This is a genomic window from Paenibacillus liaoningensis (genome assembly GCF_059609455.1).
In genome coordinates, this window is sequence record NZ_JCAALU010000004.1 from 104,619 (window position 1) to 120,935 (window position 16,317).

At 51.1% G+C, this 16,317-nt stretch carries 8 protein-coding genes; 4 read left to right on the forward strand and 4 right to left on the reverse strand.

Going from position 1 to position 16,317, the window contains the following annotated elements; translation table 11 throughout:
- The first annotated feature begins 104 nt into the window (after positions 1–104).
- On the forward strand, positions 105–2,114 hold the full coding sequence (locus AC6B99_RS06690; RefSeq protein WP_496663047.1) for an amino acid adenylation domain-containing protein: 2,010 nt from the start codon (positions 105–107) through the stop codon (positions 2,112–2,114).
- 187 nt (positions 2,115–2,301) lie between these two features.
- Positions 2,302–3,225, forward strand: coding sequence for a nicotianamine synthase family protein (locus tag AC6B99_RS06695; protein WP_056035342.1), 924 nt, complete (start codon positions 2,302–2,304; stop codon positions 3,223–3,225).
- A 174-nt stretch (positions 3,226–3,399) separates the two neighbouring features.
- Here the strand turns inward: AC6B99_RS06695 and AC6B99_RS06700 are convergent, their stop codons facing one another.
- The 4 genes from AC6B99_RS06700 to AC6B99_RS06715 form a co-directional block, all read right to left on the reverse strand.
- Positions 3,400–4,716 carry a hypothetical protein gene (locus AC6B99_RS06700; RefSeq protein WP_496663048.1) on the reverse strand — a complete coding sequence of 439 codons (1,317 nt, stop codon included), beginning with the start codon at positions 4,714–4,716 and terminating at the stop codon, positions 3,400–3,402.
- Positions 4,713–10,949 carry a CLIPPER-2 domain-containing protein gene (locus AC6B99_RS06705; protein ID WP_496663049.1) on the reverse strand — a complete coding sequence of 2,079 codons (6,237 nt, stop codon included), beginning with the start codon at positions 10,947–10,949 and terminating at the stop codon, positions 4,713–4,715. Before AC6B99_RS06705 ends, AC6B99_RS06700 begins: the two co-directional genes overlap by 4 nt.
- 195 nt (positions 10,950–11,144) lie before the next feature.
- Positions 11,145–11,933 carry a class I SAM-dependent methyltransferase gene (locus tag AC6B99_RS06710; RefSeq protein WP_496663050.1) on the reverse strand — a complete coding sequence of 263 codons (789 nt, stop codon included), beginning with the start codon at positions 11,931–11,933 and terminating at the stop codon, positions 11,145–11,147.
- 251 nt (positions 11,934–12,184) lie between these two features.
- Complete coding sequence (locus AC6B99_RS06715) at positions 12,185–13,912, reverse strand: glycoside hydrolase family 2 protein (RefSeq protein WP_496663051.1); 1,728 nt, start codon at positions 13,910–13,912, stop codon at positions 12,185–12,187.
- 160 nt (positions 13,913–14,072) lie between these two features.
- Between AC6B99_RS06715 and AC6B99_RS06720 the strand changes: the two genes are divergently transcribed.
- The gene (locus AC6B99_RS06720; protein WP_494862193.1) at positions 14,073–14,936 is read left to right on the forward strand and encodes a helix-turn-helix domain-containing protein; all 864 of its coding nucleotides are present in this window, start codon (positions 14,073–14,075) and stop codon (positions 14,934–14,936) included.
- Positions 14,937–15,020: 84 nt separating this feature from the next.
- Positions 15,021–16,034, forward strand: coding sequence for a LacI family DNA-binding transcriptional regulator (locus AC6B99_RS06725; protein WP_496663052.1), 1,014 nt, complete (start codon positions 15,021–15,023; stop codon positions 16,032–16,034).
- The last annotated feature ends 283 nt before the right edge of the window (positions 16,035–16,317 follow it).

A 16,317-nucleotide genomic window follows, 5' to 3' on the forward strand; every position in this document is an offset into this window, starting at 1 on the left:
CTAGAGAAGGAGGTTCTTGCCTCCATGCTCGAAGCTCTGCAACGAAGAAGATTAAGCTGACAAATCCTTCTACTAAAACCTTCTACAAGGGAGGGCAGATGTCGATGACGCTCGCTAGCCATGATAGTGTACAATTAACGAGTTTACGGCTGGCTTGGGGGCTTGTGCTGGTGAAATACCACGAGCCCGAGCAGCTTCAGCTGTACGTGGAGGAGCAAGGGAGCCCGCCATTGTGGAGCTGCAAGCGAACTGGCAAAGCTCCAGAAGAACCAGACTCCGGCAATAGGACTTTTTTGGAACTAGACTGCTCTGTGGACGAAACGGTTGAAAAATGGCTGCAGCGGCTGGAGGCCATGCTTGGCATTCCTTCAATAAACGAGGTTATTAAAGCTTCTCCGCAGCGATATTCCTCGGAATGGCAGGATGAGCTAGAACAAATCGTGTATGACGATGCGAGATGGAATGGGCATTTGCACGAAAGTATTTCTATGGAGCGTTTCAAGTCCCATGTGACCAGCTTGGAGGAGGCGATGTTTCACAAGCGCAATCAACTGCTTAGGGATGTACCCATGCTGCTAGCCGATGAATATATTCAGCTCGCAAGGGACTTCAACGAGACTACGCTTGCGTTTCCACGGGAGAGGACGATACACGGACTGTTCTCGGAACGCGCGGCGCTGCATTCGGAGCACATAGCGGTTGTTTCAAACGCTGGCAGCTTGACTTACGGGGAGCTGGAGAGAGAATCCAGCAGACTTGCTGCATCGCTGCGCAAGAGGGGAGCAGGCAAGGGACAGATCGTTGCCATTACGGCCGACCGCACGCCGGAAATGCTGATCGGTTTATTGGCGATATTGAAAGCGGGCGCCGCATACTTGCCCATCGATCTCCGTGCACCGGAGGCGCATAACCGTATCATTTTGGAAGACTGCAAAGCCCAAATCGCGATCTCTCGCACGCCGCTGCAGGGACTCCAGACGCTGAACCCATATGAGGCTTCGTCTTACTCGGACGAGTCGGATTTTGAGAAGAGCTTTAACACGTCGACCGATTCAGAACTTCTGGCGTATATCATCTATACATCGGGAACGACGGGAGCCTCTAAGGGGGTGATGATCCGGCATCGGAACGTCGTCAATTATGCAGCTTGGTTTAACGCCCAATATGGCAGAGAGGCGCCGCTTCGTGTGCTTCTAGCCGCCAACTTGACGTTTGATGCATCGGTAGAGTCGATCTTTTGCACCTTGCTAGGGGGTGGCAGCGTCGTTTTGATTCAAACCGAGCTGTTGGTGCATCAGCGCGCGTTCCGGCAGTTTATTGACAAGCATCAGGTACAGGTTATTCATCTTGTCCCTACGCTGCTCAATCGGCTGCTGTCGGAAGGAGAGCGGCTCGCTAGCGTGCAAATTGTCATTTCCGGAGGAGAAGCCCTTGAGCAGGGGCTGAAGGATCGTCTTGTGCACAAGGGATATCGGGTTTTTAATCACTACGGTCCGACTGAGGCGACGGTCGTGTCCGTAACCACCGAGCTGAAGGAAGGCTTGCCTGTAACGATTGGCAAGCCGATTGGAAATACAAGCATATACATCGTTAATTCACACATGCAGCTATGCCCGATCGGTGTAATTGGGGAAATCTGCATCGCCGGAGAAGGCTTGGCTATGGGATACCTGCAGCGCGAGGAGCTGACAAAGCAAAGATTTGTTCCGAACCCCTTCGAACAAGGAGCTATGTTGTACCGCACCGGAGACTTTGGAAAATGGCTGCCAGAGGGGCTAGTCGAATATGCCGGCAGGGTCGACGATCAGCTGAAAATTAATGGCATACTCGTTCATCCTGAAACAATTCGTAAAGCAGTTGAAGCTCATCAGGCGATTCAAGCCGCTATTGTCCTTTTTTCACCGGAAGATGAAGGAGGAAAGCTGATCGTTTATTATCGCTTGGCGCAGCCGGGAGCGGCAACGGTGTCGGTAACCGAACTGCGAGCTTTTTTGCTTCAGAGGCTGCCGCCCTCGATTATCCCTAAGCAGTTTGTCGAGCTGCAGGAATTCCCGCTTAATTCAAATGGAAAGGTGGATAAAAAACGACTGCTTGCGAAGCAGGAGTGCGTCTAAGTGCAATGCTGACCTGTGCGGCCATGCAGCATGCGGCTGGCGACGACTCTTCATATTTGATGAGCGTCGGTTCGTTTGCTAAAGATGATTTGCTGAATACCCAGTCCTAACCTTCGTCTACATTGCTAACCATTCGAATATATTCGAAGTGGGAACGCGGATGCAGATTGAAGGAGGAATTGGGCAAATGGAGGACTTTTCTACAAATACTACTATTCATACAGCGAGAGCGCCAAGCATTCAAAAGGTTGATGATTTTATCGATTTTATTCGTGAAATAAATGAGCTTCTTCAAAAAGAAGAGGATCTTTCTCCTGCCAATCTACGGGTGGCGAACATGATCGGGCGCCTTTCACAGCAATTGCGCATTTGCTACTCGCCCGAAGAAATCAAGGCTGTTCTAAGCGATGAATATATGGTCATGAACCAGCGAATGCTGCAGGATAAGCTGTCAAAAGCCGAATTTCAAGTAGAGCTGGCTGATTCTCAGCATATTTGCAGGGCGGAGGCTGCCGCAATGGATATCGTCACACAGCTGCCCTACTGGACGATTTATATGGCTTTAGTTAGCGAGGAGCTGTCCACCCTGCGTCCGTTTAATCGGCAAGATGGTCAGATAGAGAATTCGCCGATTGTATTTGTTGGCAGCGGGCCGATGCCGCTTAGCGCGATTATTCTTCATCTATTAGCTGATGTGGAGGTCATCTGCCTTGATATCGACCCAGCGGCCTGTGAAACCTCGTGCTCTTTTCTCGAAAAAATGGGGTTAGGAACGAAAGTGAATGTCATGATGAAAGATGGGGCAGAGTTCGATTACAGCTGCTATAGCCGGATCTTTGTAGCTAGTCTCGTGCAAAATAAACTGGCGGTGCTTGAACAAATAGCTCGTACATCCCAAAGTCCTCTCGTAGCTGTTCGTACGGCCGTAGGCATGAGGCAAATCATGTATGAAGCGATTGATGAATTACAGCTGAATAAGCGGGGTTGGCGGATTTTGGCACGGACTTGGCCTGATGTTAATCTGGTCATCAATTCAACGTTGTTTCTGGATCGTGCGACTAATCCTGATGCAAGGAGTGAGGAGGGAGAAAGGAGAAGGGCAGGGCATTAGTTGGAGTAGGTCTCGCGGACTGAGCAGAGAACACTCATGACGTTTGATCATGAGTTTTATAAGGCGAAGCGGTAGCTTCATTAAAACAAGCTGGAATTCTGGCAATAGCCTGAATTCCAGCTTGTTTTTGCAATGATTGTTTTACATATGGAACAGTTCATGTGCCCAAGCTCCTCATTCATACGAGTATTCAATGTAAATCACATTACCGTTGGAGGCCGCTTCTCCATTGTGCTGAACTCCGTTCAGTTCATACGCATATTGAGCTGTGGCTATTCCTTGCAGTACAGGGCTCGTTACCAGCGAGCTTACCCTAGCCTGATAGTAGATTTGAACTGTGCTTCCGGGCGATACATTCCCTATATTAATGGAGCCAGAGGCGTCAGGATCTGCGGAGGGTATCCCATTTATGAGGATGGACCCGCGCACTAGAACCGTTTGCCTGATCGTAAGGCGGGTCAGCGTAACATCAGCAGCCCAATTCCCGGAATTCGTCAGCAGGCCGGTATAATTAACAACAGCGTCGGGCTCTACGATAGAGGGATTCGTGCTAACCTCAAGTTGAAAGAGCGGACAGCATACCTCTGTTGAAACGGTGCTTGATACCGAGGGCTCCAGCCGTATAACGCTGCCGTCAGAGCTTCTATAGGTGCCTTCTGTGCGGGTTTCGTTGATTAAAAGCTGCCCTGGTGATACAGCATTGCTGCCTGTGACCATCACCTCAAAGGTTACGATAGACTGGGTTCTGGGGGCAACTGATCCTAGTGCGATGCCCGTGGCCACAAGCTCCCCGCTTTGCATGATTCCATTTAAGGTAATGCTGTTGCGGACGAAGAGCGTGCCGCTCGGAATAGTGGATAGCAGGAGAACATCTGCGGCGACGTCTCCTATGTTGGCTACACGTGCGGTGTAACGAAGGATTTCCCCCGGACTGGCGCGGGTTTTGTTCACCGAAAAGGTAATCGTAATCTCCGGCTTGCCGATTCGGACTACAGGAAGTGTGACCGTATTGGAAAAAACGCTATCCTCGACGAGCCGCCCATTGGTCGTCTGGAATGTATAATCTGCCCGCACTCGGTTACTCAGTTGCTCGCTGGTCATTTGCAGGGCGGTCATAAGCTGGAAGGTAATGTGAATGCTCTGATGCAGGCCGAGCCTGCCAAGGTGCAAACCGGACACGGGATTGGCGCCCGGAAGCGGAATGCCATCCCGGTGTACGCTGTTAGGGACAAATTCAGTTCCTTCTTGCAGCAAATCATAGATGGCAATATCTGCGTCCCGATTGCCCGAATTAGTTATGGATACAGCGAAAATGACCGGGAGGCCAGGAAATGCCTGAGATGATTCAGAGCTTTTGACTAGGGTGATGACAGGGCCTACGATGGGTGTGTTCACCGTATTGGAATAAGTAACAAATTCCGTTCCACCTGCGCTATAGAGGATGCGGGATTGGTTTAGCAGGCTTTCTTCCTTGGCTGTGCCGGGCGTCATGATACAGTCACCTGGAAGGTAACGGTAGACGTGGCACCTGCTGCTATTGAACCGACGGCTATGCCGACAGAAGGATTTGCTGCCGGAAACGATACGGTGTCCACGGTGACGCTGCCTGCGACAAAGGTGCTGCCGACTGGAATCGGGTCAATAACGACAACATTGTTGACAGTAGAAATGCCGTTGTTCGTCACAAGAATCGTATAAGTGATAGTATCTCCAGAAACGGCATCAATGGCAGGCGTACTCTTAACCACACTGACATCTGGAGAGGAAACCGGAATGACGACCGTATTGGATGGAGCCGATCCGGTACCGGTTCTTCCATCGGGAAGCAAGAAGGAGAAGGTGGCTACGGCCGAGTTGACCAACTGCTGTGGTGATGGCAGCGATCCAATGGTCACTTGCAGGGTTACCGTAACGGTAATCGTACCTCCTGACGGAACTGTTCCGACTACGATGCCCTGGTCAGGATCGACTCCGGGCTGGGGCATACCATTGATAATGACACTGTTGGGGACAAATTCGGCGCCTGCGGGCACCGGGTCTGAGAGCGTAACGGTTGCCGCCGTATTTCCAGTATTAGTGATGTTCAAATAGTAAATGACTGTATCGCCTACCGTAGCGACAGTCACATTGGAGCCCTTTAGTACGCCAATTATCGCTTGAGCTACAGGCAGTGTGACAATGTTGGACAAGGATGTACCTGAGAACGCGCCGGAAGTGAAGCTGACGGTAGCCTGGTTGCTGAAGGAGCCAGACGTTGGCAAGGTTGTAACTGTGACGCTGAAGGTAACCACAACGCTGCCGGCAGGAGCTATCGTTCCAAGCTGAATGCCAGATGCTGGATTGCTGCCAGGACGAGGCACGCCGTCAACGCTAACACTGCCTGTAACAAACGAGGTATTGGCAGGAATCGGGTCAGTTAAAGTTGTCGTTGCGCCAATATTCCCTGAGTTCGTAATCGTGGATGTATACACGATGGTATCTCCAACAGTAGCATTCGTGCTGCTGACGGTTTTGACTACGGACAAAGCAGGCTGAAACACAGGCGTGACTACATTGTCAGAGAAGGCCGTAGCCGAGAGAGCACCAGAAGTAAAGCTGACAAACGACTGGTTGTTGACGAAAGCCGGATTCGGAACCGAATTAACCGTTACGCTGAAGGTCACTGGTACAGATGCTCCAGGCGCAATATCGCCGAGCGGTATGCCGGCAGCTGGAACTGCCGCAGGCTGTGATACTCCGTTTACGGTTACGCTTCCCGGAACCAAAGCCGTACCTACAGGAATCGGATCGGTAAGCAGCGTGTTGCTGATCGCTGCAATTCCGTTATTTGTCACATTGATGCTGTACGCAATGGTATCGCCAACCGTAGAAGCGGTGGTAGTCGTGGCTTTGACAATAGAAACGTTAGGGGCCGTTACGCTTACTACAACCGTGTTGGAGGTTACAGAGCTGCTGAACGGACGCCCGTCAGGCAGCGTAAAATCGAAGCTGGTTGTGGCTTGATTTAGAAGCTGCTGCGGCGTAGGAAGGAATTCGATAAGGACAGAGAAAATGACCTGAACGGTTGCTCCTGGTGCAACGACGCCGATAGGGATTCCTGTTAAAGGCGAAGCGGCAGCTTGAGGCACGCCGCCCACGATAACGCTGTTCGGAATGAAGGAGGTCCCTGTCGGGATGGTGTCCGTGACGGTTGCCGAAGCGCTATAGTTTCCGGAATTTGTAACGGCTATTGTATAATTCAGCGTATCGCCTACTGTTGCAGCGACAACGCCTGCTGATTTCACGGCCGTCAGAATCGGCTGGTTAATTGGTGTTACTGAGACGTTGGAGAAGGTTGATCCCGAAAAAGCTCCAGAAGTAAAGGTTGCAGACGATTGGTTAATGAGCGAGCCGGATGGTGGGAGTGAATCCACCAGGACGTTAAAGGTAACGATAACCGTTGCTCCCGGCGCGATCGTTCCGAGTGGAATCCCGCCGGCTGGAACAGCGGCAGAGCTTGGTACGCCATTGATTGTAACCGAGCCTGGTACGAAGGACGAGCCTTCGGGAGTAGGATCCGAAAATATGGTGTTGGTTACTGACGCAATACCTGTATTGGTCACGCTGACGGAATAGGGGACCGTGTCTCCGATTGTTGTATTAGCCGTCGTGGAGCTTTTGACTATCGAAACATTGGGGGCGGACACAGAAATACTTAATGTATTGGACAAAGCGCTGCCTGACAGTGTACGTCCATCTGGCGGTACAAAGGTGTAGGCTGCTGCGGCCTGGTTGGCAAGCTGCTGAGGACTCGGCAGGGAAGTCACCAGCGCACTAAAGGTGACAAGGACCGTTGCCCCGGCAGCCACAGACCCTACTGGAATGCCTGTAGCAGGATCAGCTCCAGCCACAGGCAAGCCTCCAACCACCACGCTGTTCGGAATAAAGGCTGTGCCGTTAGGCAGGATGTCGGTCAAGGTGACCTGTGCGGCCAGATTGCCTGTGTTGGAAACAGCGACGGAATATGTAACCGAGCCTCCAACAGAAGCGTTGGTCGTATCCGAAGTTTTCACCAGATTGATGACAGGCTGCGTAACTGGCGTATTCACGTTGTTGGATTGGGACGTTGACGAGAAAGCGCCAGAGGTAAAGCTGACCGTGGACTGATTTGAAATTACGGATGGAGCTGGCATGTTGACCATCACCTCGAAGGTTACGGTAGCAGAAGCGCTGGGGGCTAATGTACCGATTGGAATGCCGATAGCCGGATTTGCAAGTGGTACGGACGCACCATTTACAAACACGCTCCCGGAAATAAAGCTGGTGCCCTGAGGCATCATGTCGCTTATGACCGCATTGTTAATTGGAGCTAAACCATTGTTGGCGACCAGTACGCTATAGGTGAGCGTGTCGCCGCTGGCTACTGATGAGCTGCTGCTGCTTTTGAGCACGGATACATTGGGTGTGGATACAGAGATTGTAACTGTGTTGGATAAGGAATTTTTCGCAAACATTCTGCCGTCAGGCAGGGTATAGGTGTAGAGCGCATTCGACTGATTGACAAGCTGCTGTGGATTCGGCAAGGAAACGACGATAACCGAGAAGCTGACGACGTTGATTTCGGCTGCGGACACCGTGTCCAGAGCGATGCCTGTAAGTGGATCGACACCCGGATTCGGAAATCCGTTAATGACAACGCTATTGGGCACAAACACAACCTCAGGAGGCAACGCATCCTCTAATCGAACTTCAGCCGGATAATTGCCGGTATTGCTGACGGTTAATGTATACGTAAAGGTGTCTCCTACAGTTAATGTACTGACGCTGCTGTTTTTCACCACGTTAATGACGGGGAGGTAAGTGGCCGTTGTGACCAGCGCTGAGGAGGAGGATCCGGTAAAACTCCCTGAAGTAAAGCTCACATTAGCCCGATTGCTGAGCAGTGCCGGGATAGTTGACGCAACGGCTGCCACACGGACGTTGAAGCTGATCGGCACGATACTCCCAGCGTTAATGGTTCCAAGCAGTATGCCGCCGCTGGGGTCTGCATTAGGCAAGGCTGTGCCGTTCACGACGATACTGCCCGCTACAAAAACCGTTCCGGAGGGAAGGTTATCTGAAAATACAGCATTAGTTACCGCTTCTACACCGTTGTTCGTGACGGATATCGTATACGTCAGAATATCGCCTATGGTGGCAATCGTGCTGTTAACCGCTTTGGTTACAGTCACACTAGGCGAGGTGGCCGGGATATCGACAACATTGGACGGAGCTGTAAAGCCTGTAAATGAGCGTCCGCTTGGCAATTGATACGAATACGACGTTGTTGCCTGATTCACGAGCCGTGGCGGTGAGGGCAGCGTGCTCAGAAGGAACTGAAATGTAATAGGAACGGAGCTGCCGGGCGCAATCAAGCCGAGAGAAATACCCGCTAGCGGAGAAGCCCCCGGGACGGAAACCGTGTTAACCGTGACACTTCCAGGCACAAAGGAGGTGCCTGCCGGAAGCGTATCCGTTAAGGTCGCTTGTGCAGCCAAATTGCCGGTATTTGAGACGAACACCGTATAAGTTAAAGTATCTCCAACGGTGGCAACGTTCCGGTTCACCGATTTCACTGTACGTACAATCGGCTGATAGACCGGAATGGTTACGGTATTGGACAGCGATACACCGCTGAATGCTCCGGAGCTGTACGCGACTGAAGCTCTGTTGACAAATTGAGCCGGAGAGGGCAGCGATGATGATGTTACTTGGAAGGTGATGGTTGCTGAACTGCCCGCATTCAAAGTGCCAATAGCAATGCCGCTTGCAGGATTAGCCGACGGCTGAGGGGCTCCGTTCAGGGTCACGCTGCCGGCTACAAGAACAGAACCGCTCGGCATGGCATCGGTCAAAGTTACATTCGTGACGGGATCAGTGCCATTGTTGGCTATTATTGCGGTATAGGTATAAGCCTCTCCGACAGAAGCATCAGGTACGCTGGCGCTTTTGACGACTGCTACATTCGGCAGGGCAACAGGCAACGTTACGGTGTTCGAGGCTGCCGAGCCGGAAGAGGCTCGGCCGTCGGGAACCGTGAACGTATACGCGGCGGTAGCCTGGTTTACCAGCTGTGGAGGAGAGGGCAGATTTTGAACCAATACCCGAAAGGTGACGGTGGCCGAGCCGCCTGCCGGAATGGAGCCAACCGGAACCCCTGCAGCAATATTGGCTCCCGGCACGGTCGCACCTCCCACGGTCACGCTGTTCGGCACAAACGAAGTGCCCGCAGGTATCGGGTCCGTTACGGTTGTCGTGCCAGCGATATTGCCTGAGTTGGTCACAACAATCGTGTAAGTGACGGTGCTTCCCACAGTTGCATTAGCTGTGCTTGCTGTTTTTTTCATCGCTAGAATCGGCGAATATACGGGGACCGTGACGCCGTTTGACGGTATAACAGCAGGTGTGATCGGGCCTCCGGCTATGCTTTGGAAATTGAAGGAGGCACTGGCTGTGTTGACGAGCAGCTGTGTGCCGGGCATGGAAGTTACCCGTGTGCTGTAGGCCACGGCAATAGAGGCACCTGGCGCTAAAGTACCGACCGGTACGCCAGCCGTAATATCGTTGGTCGGCCTTGCAGCACCCGCAACCGTGACGCTGCCCGCAACGAAGGTTAATCCGGCCGGAAGGCTGTCGGTCACAATCATATCGGTGGCATTGGCTGTTCCCGTATTGGTGACGGTAACGGTATAACGAATCGTATCACCGGTCAGGGAGCCGGATACATTAGCCGATTTGGTCACACCGACTCTCGGTGCGTTAATATCGATTTGCAGGGCATTGGCATTCAGGACATAGGCATCGCCAGAGGTCGTTAATTGAAGTACAGCCGAGGTCTGATTATTGACCAATCTGGCCGATATATCCACGTTGGTAATGTCCCAGCCCTGTCTTCCTCCCGCAATATTGCTTCCAGGCGCACCGTTGGTCTGGTTGCGGCTCCCGAAGGTGCCCGTTGTATCCAACGCGCCGGCATTATTATTGATCTGGGAGGCAAAAAAGTTGTTGGCGAAATTGTTCGTACCCGACAAAGCAACCAAGGTTGCAGTTGTAGGGCCGAACAGCGCCTGATCACCGTTTCGGTTGGCATCCCCCTCTTGAGCGCTGAATAACGCTCTACCTCCAAGAGCCCCAGATACAGGCGTAGAGAATCCAGTAAGTGTAGTATTAACAGCTGATGAGGTGCTTTGAACGAGAATGGCCCCTGCCCTCAGAGACATATTGCGAAAGGGAAGGGAGGCATTTTGATAAATGACGCCGAGTGTCCATCCGGCATTGTTGGCGGTTGGATCACTGCTGATCGTCAGGGTGCCTACGACCCGTCCCGTTGTATAGGTTCCTGCACCGCCCTGCTGAACCAGCGAGGTCACATTTGCCGTTCTCACATATCCAAGCGCCCCTCCGCCCAGATCAAAGATGTTGCTAGTAGCCGAGTCAGGCGATACGTCAGAGGTGGCCAAGGGGGTGGCGAAGGACACCGAATTATTAATGGCTGCCGTCAGATTGGTGGTGCCGTTGACGTAAGTGCCGCCCCAGATCAGCTCTGCGTAAAGCACGGTGCTTCCTGCTGGAAGATTCAGGACGGCTGACGAGCTGTTGAGCAGATAATTATCCGTGGTGCCAAAAGGATAGGTGCCATATCGCAGGGCGGTATTGGTTGTAGTGAATGCGCCAATGCTGTCGGCAGTTCCGGGTATGCCAGACACCTCGGAACGACTGAGGCCGAGGGTGTTTCCCGTAAAGGTAATGGCGCCTGTTGCATTAACAGTTGCCCGAACGATAAGTGGAATGTTGATTCACCTCCATTTCGGAAAGACAACTCCATAAAAGTTTCTATCAACTCATGAGTATGAGCCTAAACTCTTGAATTTGTCTGTCCACATTCGGGCAAGGCAAATAAATTATCGATAATAACGGGATCGTTTCCTGGGGTTGCCTGAAAATCGCGGCGCTTTTTTGTGGAGGCGTCTCCGAGCCAAAGAACGCTTGGGGGGGATTGGCGGAACGGCATCGGTTTCTTCTGGAAAGCGATGCTCGGCTTTTTCTATCGGATCCGCAGGAGGCTCAAGTTTGCGCAATGCGTTTACGCAGAAGGGCTCCATTTGGGATTGCCGTGACAATTGATCAAGCTCGGATGCCGAGATATGCTCTTTGACGACGACGAAATGATACATGATTTCATCCACGACATTGGCCTGAAGCCGTTGAAGTTCTTCCAGTTCTTCCGATTCATACATAGGGGAGCGAAAGATTTCGTTGTAGAAGTATTCCATGCGAAGCAAGCGGAAATCAAATGGAATTTCCTCCAAGTCATTATAAAATTTGATTTCTGGAGATTCTGGTCCGTGTGGCGGCTGATAAAAATGCTTCGTTAAATAACGAGGGGTATGCTCGTCAAAGCGATGCCGGAGCAGAGGATTTGTTGCGTTTCTGAAGCTGTGGGCATAAGGGGCCAGTATGCATACGACGGATTTATGAATAGAAATACGATAGATTTCCTTCAATACGGCATGTAAATCTTGGACATAAGGTAGACTGCGGGATGCCAACACCCATTCTATCGAATTATCAGGCAGAGGAATGCCGTTGTTCACATCCCATACCAAATCCACGCCATCCAGAGGACGGCGGTCAATTCCGTAAAAGTCAGGGTGCTTGCTAGCGCCGCAGCCCAAATCCAGTTTCATCATCGATCCCTCCTGGGTATGTGTAAATTCAACGGCTCCCACTCTATAAAGTATCCTAGGGAAGGTCAAGATGTGACTGGAAGGATAGCACGGACAAAGCAGGAACAGCTTTGGACTAAGGCAAGGTACATATCTATGGTCTCCATATTCCGCTCTGCAAAAAAACGCCGAAAAATACTCCTGCTTGGCAGGGAATTGTTCGGCGGTAGTTATTCCTACTTTTGTAGATGAGAGCTTGGAACGTTATCGTTAGGCTATTCGTGCAGATCCGCAGTATCGTTCCAAGATTGGTATATGCGCCGCACCTCGCGGAACGCTTGTTTAGGCTTGCGGTATTCGTTCAGCAGGCCTTTATTGTTGAAGCTGCGCGCACGGTCGCGAAAATGCTTGCCGTCGCTCTTCAGATCGCCCCGGATATCGGCGAATTGCCAAATATAGGTGCCGCCGATTTTAGCATCGTTGCGGAAGATGTCCAGCGCCTCCGTTACGATTTGCGCCTGGTAGTCCTCGCTGAACAATCGTGGCTCCCAGCCGACGTCTCCAAAGATGCCCGCTCCCCCGAACTCGGTCATGAGCACCGGACGATCGCCCGCCCCTAGCATTTCCGCCCGCTCGTGGAACTGCTGGAGCATTTGCCGAAAGCCGCTTATATCGCCTTCGTACCAGCCATAATATTTGTTGATGCCAATGACATCAAAAAGCGGAAGCAGAACATCCTCCAGCGGGTGCATCGTGGCGTAAGTAACAAGTCTGGACGTATCCATTTGCTTGACTAAGGAAACGAGCCGCTTCGTCATCTCATAGGCATCCTGCGTACGGGAGTCGATCTCATTATGAACCGACCAGAACACGACCGATGGATGATGGTAGTGCAGGCTAACCATCTCTGAAATCATAGTGAGCGCACGATCCTGGAACAATGGCTCGCAGACCGTTTCGTTTGGCAAAAAGGCTCCCCACATCGGGATTTCACTCCAGAAAAGGATGCCATGCTCATCCAGCAGGTCAAGCCAATAAGGGCTTTGGGGATAATGGGAACCCCGCACGGTGTTGCAGCCAAGCTCCCGGATGATATCGAGGTCCTTCTGCATCAGCTTTGGCGGAAAAGCAAAGCCCCACTCCGGGTGCTCCTCATGGCGGTTCACACCCTTCAAATAAATTGCAGAGCCATTAATGAGAATCCGGTGGTCCTTTGTTTCTATTCGGCGGAAGCCGATTCGATCGATTTTGTCGTCAAAATCGGTACGAGCCTCTATTTTATACAATTCCGGCTTACCGACATTCCACAACCGAACGTCGCTCCAATGCAGCTTCACTCTGCAATCTACAGACTGGCCTGCCTCTAGCTTAACTTTCTCAGAGTGAAAAACATGTCCGCCTTCGGAAAGCTTCAATGTCGTGGTGATAGCTTGCTGCGAGAGGGAGTTAAGCCTTACTTGAATGGAGAGGTCTGCCTCTGCTCCTTCCAACAAGTAGTCGATTTTGAGCTGCTCAATATACAGATCCGGCAAAAGCTGCAGTTCAACGGAACGGATAATGCCGCCGTAGTGGAACCAATCGACGTGCTCCGTTGGAATTGTAAGGCGATCCAATGTGCTGTCTGTCCGCACGATAAGCTCATGCTCTCCCGCACTTAACGAAGGAACGACAAAGTTAAATGGGGTGTAGCCGCCATAGTGATAACCGAGATGACGTCCGTTCAAATAAACATCGCAATGGCCTAGCACGGCATGGAAAATCAGTCTGACATGCTGCGCATCTGCAAGCCGAATCTTTTTTCTATACCAGGCAACGCCCTCGTAATGGAACAGAGACAGCTCGTTATTCCAGCAGGATGGAATGTATAAAGCTTTTGAATCATGTGGAAATCGATCGAACCATTTTTCATGGAGTCCTTCATTGCCTGAATCTGTTACAAAGTCCCATGGCCCGTCCAATAATGCTGTCTTGCGAATATGATGCTCGCGAAAAGTCCTTAACAACAGTATTCCTCCTTCTTCGCTAGGAAGCATTAGTCAGCTTGGCTATCGTTTGATAATATGGATAATAGCATGCGGCGTTTTGAGGCGGAATGGAATAAACCTGCAATCGCATGTAAAAATCGATCCTCTATTGAAGCGGGATCGAAGAGGGGGTATAGAGATGGAGCTAATGCCCTATCACACGAATAACCTAGTGCTGCACATTCATTTCGTCCTCGATAAAATAACGTATCCGGGCTGGGAGGATGTTCGCAATCTTGTGAATGTGCACAGCTTGTACTGGATTCATGGGGGAGAGGGGACCTTTCTGACGAACACGGAGCATAAGGTGCAGGCGGGCATGCTCGCTTATTTAAAGCCCGGTCTTGAGATGTCCATGCGCTCAGAGCCGCATGCTCCGCTCCGCATGACGATGGTTCTCTTCGATTGCGCGGAGCTTATCTATGATGTGATGTGGGGGGAGGTTAAACCAATAAACAAGCTTACGCTCCCTTTTTTAAGTCAATATCAGCCAAAGCAAGCGGAAGAGCTAGGGGAGTTGTTTCGTGAAGCACATGAGGATTGGTTCGCAGGAATTGCGGCTGGCGCTAGCGTTGCCCAATCCAAACTGCAAATATTGCTGCATAGACTCCACCAGATTGAACAGCCGGACTGGAACTTGGCTGAATCGGGAGCCATCGCCGCCTTTGAACAAATAAAAAAGCATTTGGAGGGCAGCTATAGGGAAAACTTGCGAATTGAGCAGCTGGCTAAGGAATACAGCATTTCCGCTTCCTATCTGCGAAAGCTTTTTCTCAAATATACAGGCATGGGACCGAAAGAATATTTGAACCATCTGCGCAACCAGCAGGCTTGCGGCTATTTGCAATTTACAGATTATCCGGTTAAAGAGGTTGGCAGGCTATGCGGCTATTTCGAGGAGTTTCACTTCAGCAAAATGTTTAAGCTGCTAAACGGCGTCTCTCCCAGCGCCTACCGAGCGATGCAGAGAAGGGGGGAACAGCATCCCGAAAAGAAAGATTAAAAAAAGCGTTTTCAATCATATTGCCCTAACGAATTTAACATGTTAATATGTTAACGATAACACATGGGAATCTGGAGACTGAAAATGAATATTAAGATGTCGGATGTGGCTAAGGCAGCTGGTGTTTCGCTTGCGACCGTCGGCAGAGTTTTGCATAACAACGGTTATGTATCTGAGGATAAGCGCCGGGAAATCGAGCGCATCATCAAAGAATTGGGATATATTCCAAACCGAATTGCACAGGGGCTGAAAAGCAGCCGCAGCAACATTATTGGACATTTGACACTATTCAACACCAATATGCAGTTCAAGGAGATCAGCTCCGCGATTAATACGGCAGCGGCAAGCAGCGGTTACCATGTGCTGACGCTGACGAGCCATATGGGCCTCGGCGAGGAAGAGCAGCAAATTAACGACTTGATCGGTCACCGGGTGGATGGAGTCATTCTGACTTCCTATCCTTCCATTTCCAAAGACTTAATTGGGCGTTTAATTGAAAATCATATTCCTGTTGTGATGATCGAACGAACCTATGATATGCCGATGGTAGACCGCATTGTCGTTAATGATCGTGCGAGTTCATTAGGTGCCGTCCGGCATATGCTGCAAAAGGGCCATCGGCGAATTGCCTTTATCGGCTCCAAGCTGGGACATCAGGTGGAAGAGGATCGTTATGCCGGTTATTTGGATGCGCTGAACGAGGCGGGAATTGCCCCTCATGAAGAGTGGGTGCAGGTGATGCCCGAATATTCGATCGAGGCAGGCCGAATGGCAATCGACCAGCTGTTAAGGGCTGGACAGCCGCCTACGGCGATTTTTATGACCTCTGATATTTACGCCTGCGGAGTATTACAGATATTGTATGAACGCGGTCTTCGCGTACCTGATGATCTATCGCTGATCGGATATGACAACACGCTGTCCGCTTTGCTGTCACCGCCGATTACTTCCGTCGGCTTGCCATTTAAGGAAATTGGCGATCATGCTTTGCAGCTGCTTTTGCAGCGAATGAATGATCAGGAAGCCACATCTTGCACAATCGGGATAGACCCTTTTCTGATGGATCGCCATACGGTGCGAGAATGGAAGGGCGACTAAAGCCATATGGTCTGAAAAGGTAGGCGGCGGCCTTCCCTTCGGCCCGGCGGGTTTTCCCATCGGGCTCCCTGCTCCTTGCTTTTTAGCGTCCGCACCGCGGTAGCTGGAAGATTTTTCGAGTGAGCACGGTTAAGCATTGCCTAGTTATATAGCCAATGTGTTAACGTTAACACATTGGCTGTGATTGATATGTTAACGTTAACATATTGTATGAACACCAGCTAGCTTCATGTTTTTGCATCGTTATTCATCTGCATGGCTTTTAAACGAATCGAAGGAGTGG